Source organism: Siphonobacter aquaeclarae (assembly GCF_900103285.1).
Taxonomy (GTDB): domain Bacteria; phylum Bacteroidota; class Bacteroidia; order Cytophagales; family Spirosomataceae; genus Siphonobacter; species Siphonobacter aquaeclarae.
In genome coordinates this window covers 394985-415480 of sequence record NZ_FNGS01000003.1, presented here as the reverse complement: position 1 = coordinate 415480, position 20496 = coordinate 394985, and the positions used below count along the sequence as shown (strand labels likewise).

15 protein-coding genes are annotated in these 20496 nt (G+C 49.1%); 10 read left to right on the top strand and 5 right to left on the bottom strand.

From position 1 onward, the window contains the following. Positions 1 to 13: 13 nt before the first annotated feature. The 4 genes from BLR09_RS25485 to BLR09_RS08895 all read right to left on the bottom strand — a co-directional run bounded on the left by BLR09_RS25485 (position 14) and on the right by BLR09_RS08895 (position 3161). Positions 14 to 163, bottom strand: a complete 150-nt coding sequence (locus tag BLR09_RS25485; RefSeq protein WP_176785497.1) for a hypothetical protein — start codon at positions 161 to 163, stop codon at positions 14 to 16. Between the two features lie 236 nt (positions 164 to 399). Further along, positions 400 to 1425 carry a Holliday junction branch migration DNA helicase RuvB gene (gene ruvB, locus BLR09_RS08905; protein WP_093200615.1) on the bottom strand — a complete coding sequence of 342 codons (1026 nt, stop codon included), beginning with the start codon at positions 1423 to 1425 and terminating at the stop codon, positions 400 to 402. 62 nt (positions 1426 to 1487) lie between these two features. After that, positions 1488 to 2006, bottom strand: coding sequence for an HNH endonuclease (locus BLR09_RS08900; RefSeq protein WP_093201420.1), 519 nt, complete (start codon positions 2004 to 2006; stop codon positions 1488 to 1490). Between the two features lie 150 nt (positions 2007 to 2156). Next, positions 2157 to 3161, bottom strand: a complete 1005-nt coding sequence (locus BLR09_RS08895) for a sensor histidine kinase (protein ID WP_093200612.1) — start codon at positions 3159 to 3161, stop codon at positions 2157 to 2159. Positions 3162 to 3348: 187 nt separating this feature from the next. Between BLR09_RS08895 and BLR09_RS08890 the strand changes: the two genes are divergently transcribed. The 4 genes from BLR09_RS08890 to BLR09_RS08875 all read left to right on the top strand — a co-directional run bounded on the left by BLR09_RS08890 (position 3349) and on the right by BLR09_RS08875 (position 9377). Next, positions 3349 to 5529 carry an ATP-binding protein gene (locus BLR09_RS08890; RefSeq protein WP_093200610.1) on the top strand — a complete coding sequence of 727 codons (2181 nt, stop codon included), beginning with the start codon at positions 3349 to 3351 and terminating at the stop codon, positions 5527 to 5529. A gap of 5 nt (positions 5530 to 5534) precedes the next feature. Then, entirely contained in the window at positions 5535 to 5939 is a 405-nt protein-coding gene (locus BLR09_RS08885; RefSeq protein ID WP_093200607.1) for a response regulator, read from the top strand. Next, a complete protein-coding gene (locus BLR09_RS08880; protein ID WP_093200605.1) occupies positions 5932 to 6498 on the top strand; it encodes a biliverdin-producing heme oxygenase in 567 nt (188 codons plus the stop codon). The genes BLR09_RS08885 and BLR09_RS08880 overlap by 8 nt, the downstream gene beginning before the upstream one ends. Before the next feature lie 230 nt (positions 6499 to 6728). Continuing rightward, on the top strand, positions 6729 to 9377 hold the full coding sequence (locus BLR09_RS08875; protein WP_093200602.1) for a DUF7133 domain-containing protein: 2649 nt from the start codon (positions 6729 to 6731) through the stop codon (positions 9375 to 9377). Positions 9378 to 9581: 204 nt separating this feature from the next. Here the strand turns inward: BLR09_RS08875 and BLR09_RS08870 are convergent, their stop codons facing one another. Then, complete coding sequence (locus BLR09_RS08870) at positions 9582 to 10613, bottom strand: hypothetical protein (RefSeq protein ID WP_093200599.1); 1032 nt, start codon at positions 10611 to 10613, stop codon at positions 9582 to 9584. Positions 10614 to 10874: 261 nt separating this feature from the next. Here BLR09_RS08870 and BLR09_RS08865 point away from each other — a divergent pair, with 261 nt between their 5' ends. The 6 genes from BLR09_RS08865 (at position 10875) to BLR09_RS08840 (ending at position 20422) form a co-directional block, all read left to right on the top strand. Beyond that, on the top strand, positions 10875 to 11981 hold the full coding sequence (locus BLR09_RS08865) for a type I restriction endonuclease (RefSeq protein WP_093200596.1): 1107 nt from the start codon (positions 10875 to 10877) through the stop codon (positions 11979 to 11981). 171 nt (positions 11982 to 12152) lie between these two features. Continuing rightward, entirely contained in the window at positions 12153 to 13307 is a 1155-nt protein-coding gene (locus tag BLR09_RS08860) for an acyltransferase family protein (RefSeq protein WP_093200594.1), read from the top strand. Positions 13308 to 13944: 637 nt separating this feature from the next. Further along, positions 13945 to 14880: a DUF4007 family protein gene (locus BLR09_RS08855; RefSeq protein WP_317039212.1), complete on the top strand. Its 936-nt coding sequence runs from the start codon at positions 13945 to 13947 to the stop codon at positions 14878 to 14880. Then, on the top strand, positions 14870 to 18148 hold the full coding sequence (locus BLR09_RS08850) for a hypothetical protein (RefSeq protein ID WP_093200591.1): 3279 nt from the start codon (positions 14870 to 14872) through the stop codon (positions 18146 to 18148). The genes BLR09_RS08855 and BLR09_RS08850 overlap by 11 nt, the downstream gene beginning before the upstream one ends. Continuing rightward, positions 18145 to 19266: a phosphoadenosine phosphosulfate reductase family protein gene (locus BLR09_RS08845; protein ID WP_093200588.1), complete on the top strand. Its 1122-nt coding sequence runs from the start codon at positions 18145 to 18147 to the stop codon at positions 19264 to 19266. The genes BLR09_RS08850 and BLR09_RS08845 overlap by 4 nt, the downstream gene beginning before the upstream one ends. Before the next feature lie 37 nt (positions 19267 to 19303). Further along, positions 19304 to 20422, top strand: coding sequence for a hypothetical protein (locus BLR09_RS08840; protein ID WP_093200586.1), 1119 nt, complete (start codon positions 19304 to 19306; stop codon positions 20420 to 20422). The last annotated feature ends 74 nt before the right edge of the window (positions 20423 to 20496 follow it).

The window sequence follows — 20496 nt, the reverse complement described above, 5'->3', positions numbered from 1 at the left end:
GCAATAAAAACCTTCAGGAGGCTACATCGGATTTGATTTGCTGAATCACTTTCTCCAGCGTGTGCTGAATACCTTCCAACGCCCCCATCACAATACACAGCGGTACCAGCAAGGGCGAGAACAACACCCATTGGAGTACCCGGTAATAATTCACTTTCTTCATAGTGGTGTGTCTAGGTGGTTCAGAAAACCGGTGAATGTGTTGTTGCAAAAAAGACACTTGAACACAAAGCCAACCCTACCCTCAAATCACAAAATTTTCACACTTTGTATTGATTTGATACCATAACGATCAAAATTACTTCTTATTCCACAAATCCGCAACGATTGACCTATTCCTATGAAAAATATTTGATTTTCCTGACAAACCGGGCCCGAAAACGGCTTAAGCCATCGTTTTCAGAACAATTCACCACTCCGGTACCGCGGCAGTATTCCCAGGTGGCTGTATGCTTTCTCGGTAGCTTCCCGTCCGCGCGAGGTCCGTTTCAGGTACCCTTCCTGAATCAGGAAAGGCTCGTAAACCTCCTCAATCGTTTCTGCCTCTTCTCCTACGGCTGTTGCGATGGTCGATAAACCAACCGGCCCACCTTTAAACTTTTCGATAATCGTTGTAAGAATACGGTTATCCATGTCATCCAGGCCATTGCTATCGACGTCGAGCGCCGCCAGTGCCATCTCGGCAATATCCACCGTAATTCTGCCGCCGCCCTTTACCTGGGCGAAATCCCGGGTGCGGCGGAGCAGGTTGTTGGCGATCCGCGGCGTGCCGCGGCTCCGCCGGGCGATTTCATAGGCCGCTTCTTCTTCGATCGGCGTACGCAGAATCGCGCAGGAACGCTTCACAATCGAACAGAGCAGCCGGGCATCGTAATACTCCAGCCGGGCGTTGATACCGAAACGGGCCCGAAGCGGCGATGTCAGCAACCCTGCACGGGTCGTCGCGCCGATCAGCGTAAACGGGTTCAGGCTGATCTGTACACTGCGGGCATTGGGTCCGGAATCCAGGAGAATATCGATTTTATAATCCTCCATGGCCGAGTACAGGTATTCTTCCACGACAGGATTCAACCGGTGAATCTCGTCGATAAAGAGTACGTCGTGCGGTTGAAGGTTTGTGAGCAGGCCGGCGAGGTCGCTGGGTTTATCCAGCACCGGGCCTGAGGTAATTTTGATACCGGCGTTCAGCTCGTTGGCGATGATGTTGGAAAGGGTGGTCTTTCCAAGCCCCGGAGGACCGTGCAGGAGCACATGGTCAAGGGCCTCTTCCCGCATACGGGCAGCCGACACAAATATTTTGAGGTTTTCCAGGATTTTGTCCTGGCCTGTAAAGTCGCCGAAGGTAAGCGGACGCAGCGCCCGTTCGATTTCCCGGTCTACCGGAGAAAGCGCCTCTTTATCCCCTTTCAGATAGTCTTCCCGCATGATACTGCTCCAAATGCTATACCCAAAGGTACGCGTTTACGGAGCGAAAACGCCAGGACGCCTCAGTCGGTCACCTTTTTTTCCTTTCTGCCCAGATACGGCAGCCAGGTTTCGTCGATTATCCCCGAAAAATCCCGGATAAACATGATAAAGGACGGCTTGAAGGGCCGTTGGCGCAGGGCCATACCGGCTTCCTCGGGTGTAAAATCTCCTTTCCGGGAGTTGCAGCGCTTGCAGGCGGTAACGAGATTGTCCCAGCTGGATTTGCCTCCTCTTGACTTCGGATACATGTGATCCAGGGTGAGGTCTTCGCTGGTTCCGCAATACTGGCAGCGGTTTCCGTCGCGGCGAAAGATATTCTGACGCGTCAGCATCACACCCCGGTACGGCAGGTAGACGTACTTGTGGAGGCGAATAACTGTCGGAAGGGGAAAGGACTGGCTAATGCTCCGCAGGCTCTCGTTCTGGGATTCGGCAATGAGGTCCGCTTTCTTCAGGTATACGAGTAAAAACGCTTTGGCGACCGAGCAAATCGTCAACGCTGAGTAATCTTGATTCAGCACTAATACTTTCCGGCCCATGAGCATCGTATGATTTTGACGCTAAGCAAGTTAGTGTTTTTCCGACAAGATTATTCCCTGGATTTCAATAAAAAATAGTTAAACATGGACGGATGCCTGTCCTGAACGGGGTTGTCTCTGATTCAGTCCTTTACGGATGAAAAACCGCCTTCAAGAGCAGGATACGGGCAAATCGATCCGTATCCGAGTGCCGGCGGGTGAAAGAACGGAAGCCGAAACAGTACCGCCGTACCCCTCTGCGATCTTCCGGCAAATGGCCAGCCCGGCGCCTGTACCCGACGCGTGTTTGTCCAGCTTCCGGAAAAGCCCGAATACATCGCGGGCAAATTCGGCAGCAAAACCGCGGCCATTGTCGTCGACGGTAATCGTTACATGCCCGCCGGCCGGCATTATCCTGACAGCAATCTGCAACGGCCGGTCCGCACTCCGGAACTTGACCGCATTGTCGAGCAGGTGATAAAACAGCCGCTGAAAACGTTCTGGATGCCCCCAAACCCGCAATACAGAGGATTCATACTGCAACAGCGACCGCTCGACACCGTGCTCTTCACTGACCCGTTCCCACACCTTTGCAACGAGATCTGCCATCGGCAGGAATGACCCGTCTGCCATCGCCGGTGCAGAAAAGTACAGGTATTCCCGAAATGCCTCCAACCGTTCCATCGTCTGGTAGCACAGGTCATTGGTCAGTTGCAGGAGCATGCGGTTGTCGGCCGACAGCTCCGCGCTGCCCCGGATACGATCCGTATACTGCGCCATTTTCCGGAGCGGTTCTTTCAGGTCGTGAGACAGGACCTTGCTCATCAGCACGGCGTCATTCCCAACGACCGGTACCGGCTGATCAGCCGGGAGATAGGCGTATCGGATGCTATTTTCACGGGTCTCCGGGAAAAACCGTATGCCAAAAGGCTTGTTCGCTGCTGTTTGAAGAAGGAGCAGGGCGACGGGCATTCCCGGGTTATCGAGCAATTCCCCTGTCAATTCCGCGAATGCGTCCCAGCCGGTATTCCAGAGCAATGCATCCAGCCCGGTACCCAACACAGCGCCGGCCGGATAGCCCAGCTGTTCGAGGAAATGATGGCTGCAATCGGTGACGATGCCGGTTCCGGAAACCGTGAAAAACTGGCCCGATTCCCGGAGATCGGAATAATGCATACGCGGATTTGGGTAGTAGTAGTCGGGCGGGTGATCGATATCGGGAGGAAATATGCCGTGAAAAAAGAAATAATCCGTCCGAAATCGGAAATTTTGTATTCCGGCCGGTTATTCGAAAACAATTTGCCCGGCTTTGGGGTAACTAGTAACGTGTTCCTGCTTTTCAGGCAACACCAGACCATTTCCTATGCAGGAATCTCCTTTCAACGGTTGCGAACAGGAACCCATCCGACACCTCGGAAAAGTGCAGTCGCACGGGTATTTCCTGGCGGTTGACGAAGCGACCCTTACTATTCGGTACGTCAGCGCCAATTTCCCGGATACGCCTGTTCCCGGCCGGGCGCTGGCTGATTGCCAGCCGGGCGATCTGCCGGCGGGCAGGTTGAAGGAAATCCTGCTGAACATCGTTTCAGCGCCGGAAGCCCTGTACCCGGAGTCCCTGATGTTCAACGGAACAAAGTACCATGTCGTCGTACACCGGCAGGAAGGGTTCTGGATAATGGAACTGGAACCGGAGGAAACCTCGGTCAGCCATGCCCGGCTGCAGCATCTGATGGGCCAGGTCATGGCCGATTTCCAGCAAACTACCTCTCTCCCTGAGCTACTGAACAAGGTAGCGGTGAAGGTCCGGCAGATGACCGGGTATGACCGGGTCATGATTTACCGGTTTGACGAAGAGTGGAACGGGGAAGTTGTCGCCGAAACCAAAGAAGACCACCTGGAGCCGTTTCTAGGCCTCCACTATCCTGCTTCTGATATCCCGAAGCAGGCCCGGGACCTGTACCTGATCAACCTGGTACGCATCATCGCGGATGTTGACGCCACGCCGGCAGCGATACTTTCCGCTTCGATGGACCCGGCGCCGGACCTGACGCATTCCATCCTGCGGGCCGTTTCTCCGGTACACATCGAATACCTGAAGAACATGGGCGTGCGGTCGAGTATGAGCTTCTCCCTGCTTTACAAAGGGCGCCTGTGGGGACTCATCTCCTGTCATCACTACCAAAGCGCCCGGCTGGTGGATTATGACGCACGCATGGCGGGAAAAGTAGTCAGTCAGCTGCTTTCTGCCGCCCTGGAGTTCCGGCACGATGAGCAGGAATATGCGGCCGTCGCCCGTGCTGAGGCAACTCTCCATACGCTGCGGCAAAACATGCAGGAAAACTGGAACCGGGTGGAAGGACTGACGACGCGACCGGTGACAGCTCTCCATCTTTTTCGCGCCGGCGGCTTTGCCTGCCTGACCGAAGGAGATATACAAACCCTTGGACACGTACCGGAACGACCGTTTCTTGAGGCGCTTACCGCCTGGCTGCCGTCGCAATTAGCCAACGGTATCTTCCGAACTCATCAGCTAGCGCGTTTTTTTCCGGCCGCCGCCGACCACCCTGCAACTGCCGCCGGCCTGCTGGCGGTGCGGGTTTCGGCAGAAGAATACCTGCTGTGGTTCCGGCCCGAGACACTTCAGCAGGTATCCTGGGGTGGAAATCCGGAAAAACCGGTGATGGTCGACGATAACGGTATCCAGCGGCTTGAGCCCCGGAAAAGCTTCGAGAAATGGACGCAGCTCGTCCACGGAAAAGCCGATCCCTGGCATCCGGCAGATGAACTGCTGGCCCTGCGTTTAAAAGACGAAGTATTGCAGGTAGCCGCGCAGCGGGCGGCACAACTTCAACACCTGCACCGACAGCTGCAACTGGCTTACGAGGAGCTGGATACCTTCAGCTATACCGTTTCGCATGATTTGCGCGTGCCGCTGGCGTCTATCAAGACCTATGCGGAGATTTTGCTGGAAGATTACGACGATCGCCTCGACGCGGAAACGCGGCCGATTTTCGAAAAAATAGTCGGCGCCAGCAGCCGCATGGGAGAACTGATCCGTCAGATTCTGCACTATGCGCGGACTTCGCGTGCGGAGCTTTCTCCGGAGCCGGTCGGCATGAAAAGTATACTGGAATCGGTTCGGGAGGAATTGCTGGTCACCGAGAAGGCCGCTGCTATCGATATCGGCGATACCCCGCCTATCAACGGGGACAGAATCATGATCCAGCAGGTATTCAGTAACCTGCTTTCGAACGCTATCAAGTATTCCCGGACGGTCACCAATGCGCCAATCCGCGTAGAGGGGGTACGGCTTGGAAACGAGGTCCGGTATTCGGTCACCGATCACGGTATCGGGATCGACAGGAAAGACGGGCATCATATTTTTGAGCTTTTCCGCAGGCTTGACAACGCTAAAAATGTGGAAGGGCACGGAGTAGGACTGGCCATTGTAAAGCGTATTATGCAGCGGCACAACGGAAACGTCTGGTTTAGAAGCGAACCTTTGCAGGAAACAACGTTCTTTGTCTCCTTTCCCACCACCTGACACTTATGATCGACGTACTCTATATTGAAGACAATCCGGACGATATCGATATTTTCAAACGTGTCGTCAAAAAGATTGAGCAGCCGCCTACCTACTGTGTGCTGAATAGCGGCATATCGGCTATCCGGTACCTTTCGGAGGAGGAAACGCCGCGTATGCTGCTTCTGGACCTCAACCTCCCCGGTGCGAGCGGCCTCGATATTCTGCAGCAGGTGCGTGCCGGCGGGCAGTATCGCAACCTGCCGATCGTCGTCTATAGTACCTCTGATAATCCCCGGGATATGCGCAGGGCCTTTGACCTTGGCGCCAATGCCTACCTCGTTAAACCCGGCGGCTACCGCGAAACAAGCGAAATGCTCCGCCGCGCCATCGATTTCTGGGTGGCTCAGAACGATACCCTGCATGAATGATCTCCTGACCCGGCTCCGGGAAGAAACACGGCCTCAGCACGAGGCTGCTGAAGCTCTTTTTTATACCGAAGACCTGCGCAGCGGTACGCTGTCTGTCGCTCAATACCTGCACCTGATGCAAACGCACCTGGTCTTTCACCGGGCGCTGGAGAATGCCCTGGCGGACGTTGCCGGGTATCCGCTTGAAGAACGCCTGAAAACGGCCTGGTTGCTCGCCGACCTTGACGCCGCAGGTGAAGCTCCTTCTGAGGAAATACCCGAAGAACTGAATACCTGGTCTGACACGGCATTGCTGGGCGCAGCTTACGTAGCCGAAGGTTCGATGCTCGGCGGGCAGGTAATCCGGAAATGGCTGTCGGCACACCCGGAGCTTGGGGAACTGGCGGGTAACTCCCGTTTTTACGAAGGATACGGGTCGGAAACCGGCTCGCTCTGGAAGCAGTTTCGCACGTATTTGAGCGACCGCGGAACCGGCGTAGAAGACGAGATCGTCGACGGAGCCCAAAAAGCATTCGGGGTTTACATGGAGGTATTCCGGAGAAGTACGGCCGTCGCCTGAGCTGTTTCGGGAACTGCTGTTGCCTGACGGCGTTTCTCCCTGCTATTCGGTCTTTCCCTGAAAATTCCTTCCTTTCTTCTTCCTTTTTATACCTTTTCTCCCAATTCTGCCGGAGAAAAGGGTATTTCTTTACGTCCTTCTTCTATACTAATTGGTCGAGAAAGAGTGCGGGGTTTTTCCCGATTCTGTTCATTTGCACCGTCTTATATACAACGGCTTAATCTCTGAACATGCTCAAGGTTTTTCTGACGGTCTTTACCGTCGCCGTCATGCTCACCGGGCTGAAAAACAACCCGGAAATCCAACCCCGGCAGGACAAGCCTTCCCGTAAGGCCGTCCCCGATTCGCTCCTGAATGCGGCCTCGTGGCCGGCGGAGCTCAAGGTCGCCAATTTCTGCGGTCCTTCCCTGACACCCAGTCCGGCGTGTCTGGCTGTTGCCCCGACGGGCGAGGTGTATGTCGGCGTCGACATGATCGGATCGCTCGGCAAGGAAATGGGCAAGGGGCGGATCGTCCGCCTTGTCGACTCCAACAACGACGGCAAAGTAGACAGCCACACCACGTTTGCGGTTGTCGACGACCCGCGCGGTATTCAGGTTGTCGGCGACAAGGTCTACGTACTGCACACCACGTTTTCCCCCGAAACGAAAAAAGCGACGGGGATGGACCTCGTCGTGTTCGAAGACAAAAACCACGACGGCGTCGCCGATGGTCCTTCGAAGCCGCTTGTCCAGCATGTTTCGAACGAAAAGTTTATCGTCAGCCGTGGTACCGACCACGCCACCAATGGTATCCGGATGGGTATTGACGGCTGGATTTACATCGCAGCCGGCGACTTCGGTTTCCACAATGCGACGGGTACGGACGGCCGCAAGCTGACGATGCTGGGCGGCGGGATCGTCCGGGTACGCCCCGACGGTACTGAGCTGGAAATCTATACACATGGGACCCGGAACATTTACGATGTCGCCATTGACCCGTACATGAATACCTTCACCCGGGACAATACCAACGACGGCGGCGGCTGGAATATCCGCTTCAGCCACCACATCCAGAGCGGAGAATACGGCTATCCGATGCTGTTCAAGCATTTTACGGAAGAAATTCTCCCGGCGCTGGTGGACGTAGGCGGCGGATCCGGCACCGGCTCCATCTACCTTGACGACGCCTCCTGGCCCGAGAAATTCAACCATACGCCGATGATGGCCGACTGGGGACGTAACCAGTTGTACCTCCACCGGGTCACGGCCGACGGCCCGTCGTATACCCAGAAAGAAGAAGAATTCATCAAGCTTGCGCAGATCACCGACGTAGACATCGACGCCTCTGGCCGGATGTATCTGGCTGCATGGGACGGCGCCGGCTACTCCGGTAACCCGTCGAAAGGCTTTGTCGTCCGCGCCATTCCGAAAGACTGGAAATACACAGAGTTCAAAGATCTGAAAGACGCATCCGTCAAGAAACTGGTCTCCGTACTGGAATCCGGCAGCGGTGTGGCTCGTCTGGCGGCGTCCCAGGAGCTTCTCCTCCACCCTGCCGACAAGATTACGTCGGCTACGTGGAAGCTCGCCGCTGATGCCAAAGCACCGGCAACAGCCCGCGTCGCGGCCATGTACACCTACGCACAGGCAGCAGGCGCGGCAGGTATTCCGAACCTGGTGAAGCTGGCAGCAGAGCCGGCCATGCAGGAGTATGCGCTGCGTATTCTGGGCGATCGGAAGGCACTCGCCGCACAGGTACCGGCTGAACCCTTCCTGGCCGGGCTGAGTAGCTCCAATCCGCGGGTACAATCCGCAGCCATTATCGGACTCGGCCGTTTGGGCAAGACAGAAGCTGCCCAGGCGCTGCTGAAGATCAAGGTACCTTCGTCGTTTGTCGCTCCGGCGATGGGTACGGAAGGTCCGCACGCAACGCCTAACTCCGCGATTGTATTGCCGCACCTTGCGGTACGGGCGCTGGTAGCACTCAATGCCGTAGACGCCTGCGTGAAAGCTATCGGCACAGACGAATCTACGCTGGCCCTCTGGACGCTGCGTTACCTGCACAGCCCGAAAGCCGTAGACGGTATGATCGCCGCTTATGGCCGTACGTCCGACGCCGGGTTGAAAAAGCAGATCCTGACGACGCTGGGCCGTATTTACCAGGAAGAAGCCCCGTACGATGCGTCGTGGTGGTGGAGTACCCGCCCCGATACGCACGGCCCGTACTACAAGGGTATTGCCTGGGAAGCTACGCCGAAGATCAAAACCTTCCTCGTGGATGAAGCAAAGAAAACCGGCGACAAGGCCTTCTTCACCGACCTGAACAGCCGCATGCGCCTCGACATTGCCGAGCTGGGCGAAGAGAAGCCGGTGGTAGCCGCGAAGGAAGAGCCGAAGGTAGACCTGGAGTCGATCCGGAATAAAAAAGGCCAGGTAGGCGAAGCGTCGATCGAAGACGTGATGCTGGCGATGGCGAAAATCAAAGGAAATCCGGCACTGGGTAAGACCCTCTTCACCCAGCAGGGTTGCATCGCCTGCCACAGCCTGAGCAAGAACGAGCCGATGAAAGGTCCGTTTATGGGTCAGATCGGCTCGATCATGACACGCGAGCAGATTGCGGAATCCATCCTCAAGCCGAACGCCTCGATTTCACAAGGCTTCGCGACGGTGATGATTACGGCCAAAGGCAAGAAAACCTATACGGGCTTTGTGACGGAAGAATCGTCGACGAAGCTCGTCCTCCGCGACATTACCGGTCAGGTATATACCATCAAGGCATCCGACGTCATTTCCCGGAAGGAAATGGAAACGTCGATGATGCCGACGGGCCTGGCCAACGCGCTGTCGTATGAAGAGTTTGCTTCGCTGATTACGTTTTTGTCGGAGCAGAAAAAGTAAAGTAGTTGCTTGTTAGAATGAAAAATCCCCTTTCCGGTGTGGAGAGGGGATTTTTGTTTGGCGGATTACGATCCGGCGTTTGACATCCGTAACGTATAAGATATACCAATTACTGTCTCAACAGGTATATGTAATTGTTAGGAAATCAAGATCAAAGAATTATACAAATCCGATACTACGTATATCAAGTGCACTTGGGTCCCGTTACTTCTTTTCCGGTATTTCTGCAAAAGGATTTTTATCAAGTCTTAACGAGAGTGAGAAAAAGAATTCGATTCCACCCTTTTTATAATGTAGCTGATCAAAATTCAGGTTTTCTTTCAGCACACTACCATCCTTATATTGGCCATTCAGTGCATCTTTCTGCGTGTACATTACTCCTGCTGTAAACAACCCATTGTATCCCCTTATATAAGACAATCCCAAGCCGGCATTATAGGTAGAGAAATTGGTGCCCGTCACGATGGACATTCCAAACATATCTTTTCTATATACTTTGTTAAACGGATGCGTAAAACTAACGGTAGGGCTCCCATTTCTCCATTCATTTTCCGGTTTATTGCTCATTTTGCGAACAACATAGCCTCCATTAGCATCCGCTTCGGAAAAATACTGACTATTACGCATCAGAATACTTGGGATATAGGTAAATCCATAGTGAATTATCCAGTTATCCATATCAGATTCTGTTCGCAGTTCAAACTCCCATATTTTGAGATCTTTCATGCTGTCAGTTGTATCTGATCTCCTTATTTTAAGAATTACTTTTTGGTTTTTCTTTAGATTTTCAATGTAAAAACTTGACTGAAATTCTTTCATTTTACTTTCAAGTACAGCCAGTAGTTTCTCACAATGACTGTCTTTAATTAATTTTTTTATTTCAATATTTCGCTCAGCAAGTTCTTCTTCACTTTTTGCTTCATGCAACAAGGTTATTTCAGAAAGTATAGATTCACATTGACTATTCATATTATCTCGTTTAAAAGAAGAAACTAATTCCTTAGTTTCTTCTGTCTCCATTTTTATAGGTTTTGGTATCACGTCAATCATATTTCTGGTAATTTCGTATTTATACTTTCGTGTTAATTCATTCTCAATTGTAATCTTAACGCTACCCGGTGGAATAGTATTGGGTATTTTTTTTGTATTTGCCAAGTCAATTCTCACTTCTGTTATTTGTGAAGTGGCCGATAAACACATCCCCCAAAGAGTCAGAAAAATAGCGATTCGCTTCATATCAGTTCAATGTTTTGTTCATTAGCTATTAGTAGTGTTTTGGGTAAAACCTGTCCCTTTCTATGCTCAAACATAAAACATGTCAGAGGGATATAAAACGGGCATTTTCCCGTTCTTTCCCAGAAAAACACCCATTCTTGTCTCCCATTCAACACATCTCATTCCTAAACCTATTTTGCGCTGCCCCCACCCCCCATTTCACAGGGTACCCTCTTTCCTTCCTATTCCCGTCCTTTCGCCCAAACTCAAACCGTATCCTCCATGGACTTTAAAGACCAGGTCCGCGCGCTGGGCGAGCGCGTGTCACAACTCAAAGACAGTATTCATACCGAAGAAGCCACCAAGAACGCCTTTATCATGCCCTTCCTTCAGACGCTGGGCTATGACGTCTTCAATCCGCTCGAAGTAGTGCCGGAGTTTATCTGTGACGTGGGTATCAAAAAGGGCGAGAAAATCGACTATGCCATTTTCAAGGACGGCGCGCCGGTAATCCTGGTGGAATGCAAGCACTGGCGGCAGTCGCTCGACGTGCACGACGGCCAGCTCCTCCGCTACTTTCATGTTTCGAAAGCGAAGTTTTCCATCCTGACCAACGGCCTGATTTTCCGGTTTTACACAGACCTCGTCGACGCCAACAAAATGGACGACAAGCCGTTCTTCGAATTTAATCTTGAGGCTATTAAAGACGGGCAGATTGAGAAACTGAAGGAGTTTCACAAATCCAGTTTCGACGTCGAAAGCGTGTATCAATCCGCTTTCGAGTCCAAAAATTCGAATGAATTACGGACGTTGCTGCAAAAGGAATTCAACGATCCCGGGGATGAGTTTGCCAAGCATTTTGTCCGCCAGGTATACCCGTCGATGATTACCGCCAAAGTGCTGGACTACTATAAACCGCTGCTCAAACGAACCATCGCCAATTTCATTAACGATACGCTCAACGACCGGCTGAAACTCGCCATCACTACTGACGAAAAACTGACGATCGACGGCGCGCCGACCGAAGAACCGGCCGCTTCGCCAACCATTCCGGGTCAACCGGATAAAGCCGAAATCATCACGACGGAAGAAGAACTCGAAGGGTTTTACATCGTCCGGGCTATTCTGCGGAAGCATGTACCTGTCAGCCGCATTACCTACCGTGACGCGCTGTCTTATTTTGCCATTTTTCTGGACGATAACAACCGCAAGCCGCTCTGCCGGCTATACCTCAACGGTCAGTCCAAAAAATACATCGGTACCTTCGACGCCACCAAAAAAGAAACGAAGGCCGAGATCAAGTCCATCGACGATATCTATGCCTTTTCTGCGGAGCTCGAAGCTGCACTGACGGGTTATCTGACGTCGAAAATCAAAGAAGAGGCCTAATATTGGCCGGAAGCAGACGGGCGGGCGGTGCAGCTAACCGAAACCGCCCGTCCTGTACCCGGCAGCTATGACTTGCTTTGGAAGGCGAAACGGAGCGTACTTGCGTTTTACTGAGTATCGGCGAAGGGTTTCGTTCTTCTTTCATCGCCAGCCATGCTCTGCCTCTAAATCATGATACATCCTGTACCTGCGTCCGAAAACATCCCCTCCGCCGCCGCTTTTGCGGACACCAAACCGCACTATGCCATTCTGGACGGACTACGGGGCGTAGCGGCCATTACGGTCGTATGCTTTCACCTCTTTGAAGCCTTTGCTACCAGTCACATCGATCAGAAAATCAACCACGGCTATTTGGCTGTGGATTTCTTCTTTATGCTGTCGGGCTTTGTGATGGGCTATGCGTATGACGACCGGTGGAAGACCATGACAGTGAAAGAGTTCTTAACGCGTCGGTTTATCCGCCTGCATCCAATGGTCGTGATGGGGGCGATTATCGGCGCCGCGGTGTTTTATTTACAGGGCTGCGCGGCCTGGGATGTTTCGAAAATATCAGCGGCAAGTCTACTCGTCGCTACGCTTATTAACGCCCTTCTGATTCCGGCAACACCCGGTTTTGAAATCCGTGGCGTGGGTGAAATGTACCCGCTGAACGGCCCCAGCTGGTCCTTGTTTTTCGAATACATCGGCAACATTCTCTACGCGCTTTTCATTCGGAAATTCTCAACGGGAGTACTTTCGGTACTGGTGCTACTGGCCGCCGCCGGACTGGCCCTATTCGCTATTTGGGGACCCCTGGGCGATATATGCGTTGGATTTTCAGTGACGGGAGAAAACATGCTCGGCGGCTCTTTACGCCTGCTGTTTTCCTTCCCGGCAGGGCTATTACTCTCCCGCGTATTCAAACCGGCGAACGTGAAAGGAAGCCTCTGGATAGGCGGGCTGGCCATTGTTATTTTGTCGGCCGTTCCCCGAATTGGGGGCAGTGAGCATCTCTGGATGAACGGGTTATACGATATGCTGTGTGTGGTCATCCTGTTCCCGGCGATTGTGTACCTCGGCGCTTCGGAGAAAACGAAGAACCCCGTTACGCTCCGTATCAGCAAATTTCTGGGGGATATTTCGTTCCCGCTGTATATGGTTCATTACCCCTTCATTTACTGGTATTATGCCTGGGTTAAAAACGAGAACCTTACTTTCCGGCAATCGTTTCCGGGAGCGGCGGCATTGGTCATCGGGTCGATAATACTGGCGTATGTGTGTTTGAAGGGGTATGATGAGCCGGTGAGGAGGTTTTTGGGGAAACGTTGGTTGGGGAGGGGGGAATAGATGAGTTCCTTTTTCAAAATCTAATAGCTAGGCTATGTTTGCACCTCGGCTACTGCCTTCAGAATGTGGATAATGCACGGCTAAAATGCGGGTTATCGGTCACTACAATCTCTACGGCGCATTTTAACAGCCGTAAGGTCTTTCTTATATCCTGACCAATCCGATCCAGCCGCGCCACCGTTAAGACGGCTTTACGTCTTTTTCTACTGCTCTATGAGCTGCAACAACTGGTTCTGTTATTTCGGTGGACTTTGCCTCGACGACTTTATCAACCAGAGAATACCCAGTTCGTACAGCCGTAACTCGGCACAGCAAGCTGCTGGCCTTCCGGTTCAAACCACTCCATCCCTGTCGTTGGGTTGATACATGTTAATGGGCAATGGCCTGTTTGAGAGTAGGTTGGTAGGGACTCTTCTGTACCGGGGTAAACGATGGTCTACTCACATACAAGCATTGTTGCTTTTTTTCTCTTTAAGCTCCACAACTCAATTTGATCGCCTCAGACCCTCTTGAAAACCTTCAGATTGAATTCCCGGAACCATTATAAATAACGTAGATTTGAATAATGGGAGGCAACTTTCAAGTATGATTTGTACAATATAATATGTACATAATTATATTTATTTAAGACAAAAGAATGCAAATGCCTGATATTAAACGGAGTATCACCCCCCGTCTATCCTTCTCTGGACACGAAACGTTTCAATGCCGGCATCTTTGGCTAAAGAAAGGATACGACTACGTTATGGACACTCCAAGGCGGTCGTTTACGGACGAAGACGCTGTCGTTCGGCTGGGGGTTGGAAAAAACATGGTCAATTCCATCCGCTTTTGGATGAAGGCATTTGGCTTGCTAAATGAAGATGAGTCACCCAATCAGCTCGCACACAGGCTTCTGAGCGATGGTGGTTGGGACCCCTACATTGAGGACCAAGGTACTTTATGGTTACTACATCATCGACTGGTAACAAATGGCTATTCCTCAATATACAATCTGGTTTTCAACGAACTTCGCCGAGATCGGATCGAATTTACAAAGCACAATTTTCTCTCCTTTGTAAAACGGAAAGCGGAAGTTTTGCAGACTTCGGTAAATGAAGGTACCGTTTTGAATGATTTCGGAGTATTCACTAAGATGTATCTCCGCACTGTTTCTCAGTCAAAGGACCGCGAAGAAGGATCAATAGGCATTTTGACTGATTTGAACCTCATTGAGACAGAGTCTCGTAGAATCTCCGGGCAAGAGAAAATCGAGACCGAAGAGTATTTTTCGATACAAAACACAGAGCGTAACGACCTACCTAACGACATCCTGCTATACGCCATACTGGCAAATGCAGACGAAGCAGATATTAGTTTCGACCGTTCGGTAAGCTTCAATACACTGCTCACATCCATGAATCAGGTGGGTAGCGTATTCGCTTTAAATGCAACAGGACTTTATCGCAAGCTGGAAGCCGTCGCTTCTACCGATCGAAACGTTGTGTTTAGTGACCAGGCAGGAATTCGGGAGCTATCTTTTAAGGAGCGCCCTTCGGCCCTGTCCATTTTAACTCGCTATTATGAAAGCTAATACCAAGTCCTTGCTCACTCATTACAGCCCTTCTGTCAACATCATCCGTGATGCCGAGCGGGAGCTTACGTATTATCCCACTCCGAATGCGGAACGAGTTGTCCACCAAATAGCCAACGACTTTAAGCAAGGCACTCGGGCTTTCAACGTGATCGGATCTTATGGCACCGGAAAATCGTCACTTCTATGGGCCTTTGAACAAACATTGAGAAAGAAGCAGCGCTTTTTTGAAGTTAGCTTGGTATCGAACGCAACAGTTAAATTCATCAAATTTGTCGGCGAATACCGGTCTATCGTAAGCGTTTTCGCCGAGCAGCTGAATATCGATACGGCGACAACCGTCAATTTACCCCAGGCCATTCTTGCAGAAATCTTTAACCAATACTATACGTTAAATAAAGCGCTTTCGAATGGAGAACAACCTCTCGTCGTCTTAATCATAGATGAGTTTGGAAAATTCCTTGAATATGCCGCTGACAACCACCCTGAACAGGAACTGTATTTTGTACAGCAGCTGACAGAGTTTATCAATAATCAAGATTACAATTTCTGCCTCCTCACAACCGTGCATCAAAATTTTGATGCATATGCTTATTCGTTGACGTCCACGCAACGCAATGAATGGTCAAAAGTGAAAGGGCGATTCAGAGAAATCACATTCAACGAACCGGTCGAGCAACTACTTCTTTTGATGGCGCAACACCTCAATAGACCGGCTCAAAAGAAGGTAGATATTACAGAATCATTATCGATTGCGCAAAGATCCAATAGCTTACGATTGGATCATCGTATGGCTCAAGACGTTGCCGAGAAGCTATATCCCTTGGATGTACTCTCAGCGTCTGTGTTGACGATCGCTTTGCAGAGATATGGTCAGAATGAGCGTTCGGTATTTTCTTTTCTTCAAGCGACTGACGATACAGGACTTGGTCATTTTGAGCAGAACAAACACAATCCGTTTTATAACGCGGCGAACGTGTTTGATTACTTAATATTCAACTATTACGCGTTCTTAAATTCTCGAAGCAATACCGACTATCTGGCATGGTTGGGGATTCGATTGGCACTGGAAAATGTGGAGCGCTGTTTTCCGGACCATACTCAACCTTACGAAAAACTGGTTAAGGCCATTGGTCTCCTCAGCCTGACTTTACCTCAAAGCGCTGTGCTTGATCGCTTGTTCCTTGAGGAATATGGAAGGACTTGTCTTGGCCTTGAAAACACGGCTGAGCTCCTGGAAAACCTCACGCAGCGGAAGATCATTCAGTATCGTGCCTACAAAACACGGTATGTTCCGAATGAGGGTACAGACCTGGATATCCAGACCGCAATACAACAAGCGGATGTAGACACCATCGGCGATGTCACAACTCTTCTTCAACGGTATTATCAGCTTCCACCCATATTGGCGAAGATGTATGCGTATGAAAACGGAACTCCGCGCCTCTTCGAATATCATATTTCCGAATGGCCTATAGACAAGACCCCTTCGGGTGAAGTGGACGGATATATTAACCTCATCTTCAACCCTGCCCTTTCACTAAACGAGGTCAAAATACATTCCGAAAGGCAGAAAGAGGCGATTATCTATGTGCATTATCAGAACACCAATCCCATACGGGAGCAATTGGAAGAGATCGAACGCACCCAAAAGGTAATAGACCGCAACCCGGACGACCTCGTTGCTGTTCGAGAACTACAAAAGCTATTGCAGCATCACAAGAATCTGCTCAATCACTACATTCTCGATGGACTTCTTCAAGACGAGACCGTAGACACCTCCACTGTGTGGGTTTTCAGAGGACAAGAAAAACGCGGTATTCAAAGCCGTCGCGATCTCAACAAGTTGCTTTCGCAGGTATGCTACGAAGTCTATGATCGCACTCCCAGGTTTCGAAACGAACTAATCAACCGCCACAAGATCTCCTCGTCCATGAATGCGCCTAAGCGTCTCTTTCTGCAACGCTTGGTTAACAATTGGCATGAACCAGATCTAGGGTTTGAAAAAGATCGTTTCCCTCCGGAAAAGACGATCTATCTGACACTACTGAAAGAAAATGGATTAGTACTTGGAGAGGATCGGCCGTCTGGAAATAAGCTTCTCGAACCACTCAGCCCCGCCCCGAACTCATCTTTTCATTTTCTTTGGACAGAATGTTCCGCCTTTCTGGAAGAGTCTAAGCTGTCTCGAAAATCCGTTGCGGACCTTGTAGAAAAACTGTCAAAAAGACCCTATAAGCTCAAACAAGGACTGATTGAGTTCTGGTTACCGGCCTTCCTCTACATCAAAAGAGACGACTTCGCTCTGTTTCAGGAAGGCGTATATGTACCCAAAATGTCCTCGGAGGTACTTGAATTGATCAATAAAAACCCTCAGCGATTTGCAGTCAAGGCATTTAGCTTGGATGGGGTACGCATTGATCTATTCAATAGCTATCGGCGCTTCCTCAACCAATCCTCAGAACTTCGTTTTGGGAACCAAGCATTTATAGAGGTCGTTCGGCCATTTTTGACCTTCTACCGCGATCTGCCACCATATGCAAAGCAAACAAAGCGGCTCAGCAAGGAGGCGCTGGCCATTCGGGAAGCGATAGCACAGTCAAAAGAACCCGAAAAAACATTCTTCGAGGATTTCCCGGTCGCCTTAGGCTACACACTCGATGATCTTCATCGGGGTGCCACGTCTGTCGAAATCTATATCGAGCGCTTACAGGATTCTGTCCGGGAACTTCGCGGAAGTTACGATGAATTGATTGACAGGTTCGAAAAATTCATTACGGATGAATATATTGGGGAGCGATTATCATTCAGCGAGTATCGTGCCAAATTGCAGAGTCGCTTTCAGCGTATCAGGAAACACCTGTTGTTAAGTACACAAAAGACTTTCCTGCAACGGCTCAACTCACCCTTGGACGATAGGAAGGCTTGGTTGAACTCAATTGCTCAGGCAGTCTTAGGAAAACCGCTGGATCTTCTTCAGGATGAAGACGAACTGCGACTTTATGATAAGTTCAAGGGAATCATCAGGGATCTCGACAACCTCACGCAGCTCTCTGTTGAAGAAGTGAACTCCGACGAAGAGTCCGTTTTTTCGGTGGAAATTACATCCTTTGTCGATGGTATTACCAAGAATGTAGTGCGAATGCCGGCTTCCAAGCAAGCCCAGATTCAAACCATCGAAACATCCATTCGGAGTATTCTGAAAACCGACTCAGATGTAAACATTGCGGCAATAGCCAATATACTTAAAGATCTGTTGAAAAAATGACCAAGGTAAGACATGTGTTAGGCATATCTGGTGGAAAGGACAGTGCAGCCTTAGCCATTTACATGCATCAAAAATATCCGGAGCTGGATATTGAGTATTATACGTGTGACACAGGCAAAGAGCTCGATGAGACATACCAACTTATCGAGAACCTCGAAATATATCTGGGTAAAAAAATAAAACGCTTGAGGGCTGCAGAGGAGAGTACAGAAGATCCATTCGATCATTTTCTTGAAATATATGGCAACTTTATACCATTTGCTAGCGCTCGGTGGTGTACGAAGTCTCTAAAATTAGAACCTTTTGAGAATTTTATTGGTGACGATTTAGTAGTTTCATATGTAGGAATTCGTGGCGACGAGAATCGGGAAGGGTATATTTCTCAAAAAACGAATATTCAATCAATTTTCCCTTTCAGATTAAATATCTGGAGCGAAGATGTTATTCAAAAGGTATTGGCAGAAAACAACTTAGAAAATCTTACTCAAATACTTCAAGAGATAAACAGTCAGAACAATAACTTGAATTTAAAGCCATTTACAAATGTTTTGTTACGCAAGAAAAACAATAATTTCTCGCAAGACCAAAAGTTGGCACAGCTTCTAGGTGTGGACACAAAATTATTTAATCAGCTAGTTCTTAACTATCTAAAACAAACAAATTATCCACTTGCGTACGACAATCACTTTCCATTAGCAACCAATGATGACAACTTAGTTCGATCCGATATATTTCAATTGCTGGAAGATAGTGGCATTGGTATCCCCAGATATTACGAGCCTGTTGACTTCGAAATTAATGGTCAATCTGTTGGCCAATATGCGCGAAGCAGATCTGGCTGTTATTTTTGTTTCTATCAGCAGAAGATAGAATGGGTATGGCTTTATGAACAACATCCAGATCTATTCAAGAAAGCAATGAAATATGAGGAAAAATCAACTCGCAGCTGGAACGGAGACGAAACATTGGCCGAAATGATTGCCCCAGAAAGAATACAATCTATCAAGGAAGAATATTTAAAACGTCTACGTCGAAAAAACTACAATAAAAAGTCTGCACTCCTCTTAGATGTGCTTCATGATACTGAAGAAGAAGGATGTGCTTCATGTTTTATATAGAAATCATCATCCATAAGATTGATACTTAAATTTCTGCATGGAGGGTTTAACGAAGTATATCAAAGTAGATAGGTTTAGATTTCTAAGCAGTCTACATACCACAGCCAGGCAATTGAGAATATGTTCTGAGATTATTTCTGAGATTGGATCTGGCATTAAATTAGAACGAAATATTCTTGTTTCACTGACGAATTGGAGTTCTGAAAAAGAACAGCTGGATGAATCATACCGGAATAGCAAAGGAAAAATAACAGAAAACTCCAAACCGACGAGTTCTTTCAATCATTACATAGATTTATGCAAGTCGCTTGACCTTATTTCTGGTTTCAATGGAACTGTGTCTAATACACGTCTTTCATTTCTTCTTCTTTCCTTTATAAGTACAAAAACGGAAAAGGATAACTTATTGAATAGCGAAAAGTGTTTCTATTTTTTTATTCTTTTAGCTTATGACTCTGATGGTATCTTTTTAGTCCTTGATATTCTCCAAAGGGGAGTACTTAATCAAATATCTTTACAGCAAACATTTCAAGACTCCTTAAACATTAGACTGACAGCTAAAAGAGAGTTATCATCTGGCTTTATAAAAAATCAAATAAATGAAAAATTTAGAACGATAAACTATATCTGGACAAAGCCTCAAAAATATGCGGAACATCTACTCATTCCTCGTTGCGAGTGGCTAAATCAGCTAAATTTGGTTTCAATTGAAAAACGAAAAGGGTCCACGGCATACTTTCTCACACCGGAGGGAGAAAAGATGATCGAATTACTGCCTTGTCTAGAAGCTACCAACATAACTGATATCGACAAGTCATGGGTATCCAGCTCTACTTTTACCTTATTTTCGAAATTGTTTTTAAAAGCATTTCAATCTCTTAATGAGCTACCATTCAATGAAAAAATTCGACTAGTTGGAATTTCTCTTGGAAAGTCTCTATCTGCTGTTAAGTCATCAAGTCTATTTAAAATCCCTGCTTTTGAATCTGTTCTATTTGTCTGTATAGACTTACTTAGTTCAAATAGTATTGTTGCTAATTTTGATGATATTCATCTACTTTTGGACGACGGAATTTCTTACGGCGGAAGACACTATTCGATAAAGAGTAAAGGCAGGGCAAATGAAAGTTATATAACCGTTACACTTTTACAATGAAACCCAACTGTCTTATCGATACATGTAGTTGTATCTATTTAAGCAAAACGTTCTTTCACCAGAAATCTCTTCTG

Excerpts from the sequence above, each read along its gene's own strand:
- BLR09_RS08880 (WP_093200605.1), top strand. The coding sequence starts at position 5,932 with ATGAATGATCTCCTGACCCGGCTCCGGGAAGAAACACGGCCTCAGCAC.
- BLR09_RS08860 (WP_093200594.1), top strand. The coding sequence starts at position 12,153 with ATGATACATCCTGTACCTGCGTCCGAAAACATCCCCTCCGCCGCCGCT.
- BLR09_RS08885 (WP_093200607.1), top strand. The coding sequence starts at position 5,535 with ATGATCGACGTACTCTATATTGAAGACAATCCGGACGATATCGATATT.
- BLR09_RS08845 (WP_093200588.1), top strand. The coding sequence starts at position 18,145 with ATGACCAAGGTAAGACATGTGTTAGGCATATCTGGTGGAAAGGACAGT.
- ruvB (WP_093200615.1), bottom strand. The coding sequence starts at position 1,425 with ATGCGGGAAGACTATCTGAAAGGGGATAAAGAGGCGCTTTCTCCGGTA.
- BLR09_RS08895 (WP_093200612.1), bottom strand. The coding sequence starts at position 3,161 with ATGCATTATTCCGATCTCCGGGAATCGGGCCAGTTTTTCACGGTTTCC.
- BLR09_RS08865 (WP_093200596.1), top strand. The coding sequence starts at position 10,875 with ATGGACTTTAAAGACCAGGTCCGCGCGCTGGGCGAGCGCGTGTCACAA.
- BLR09_RS08900 (WP_093201420.1), bottom strand. The coding sequence starts at position 2,006 with ATGGGCCGGAAAGTATTAGTGCTGAATCAAGATTACTCAGCGTTGACG.
- BLR09_RS08840 (WP_093200586.1), top strand. The coding sequence starts at position 19,304 with ATGGAGGGTTTAACGAAGTATATCAAAGTAGATAGGTTTAGATTTCTA.
- BLR09_RS08855 (WP_317039212.1), top strand. The coding sequence starts at position 13,945 with ATGCAAATGCCTGATATTAAACGGAGTATCACCCCCCGTCTATCCTTC.
- BLR09_RS08875 (WP_093200602.1), top strand. The coding sequence starts at position 6,729 with ATGCTCAAGGTTTTTCTGACGGTCTTTACCGTCGCCGTCATGCTCACC.
- BLR09_RS08890 (WP_093200610.1), top strand. The coding sequence starts at position 3,349 with ATGCAGGAATCTCCTTTCAACGGTTGCGAACAGGAACCCATCCGACAC.
- BLR09_RS08870 (WP_093200599.1), bottom strand. The coding sequence starts at position 10,613 with ATGAAGCGAATCGCTATTTTTCTGACTCTTTGGGGGATGTGTTTATCG.
- BLR09_RS08850 (WP_093200591.1), top strand. The coding sequence starts at position 14,870 with ATGAAAGCTAATACCAAGTCCTTGCTCACTCATTACAGCCCTTCTGTC.
- BLR09_RS25485 (WP_176785497.1), bottom strand. The coding sequence starts at position 163 with ATGAAGAAAGTGAATTATTACCGGGTACTCCAATGGGTGTTGTTCTCG.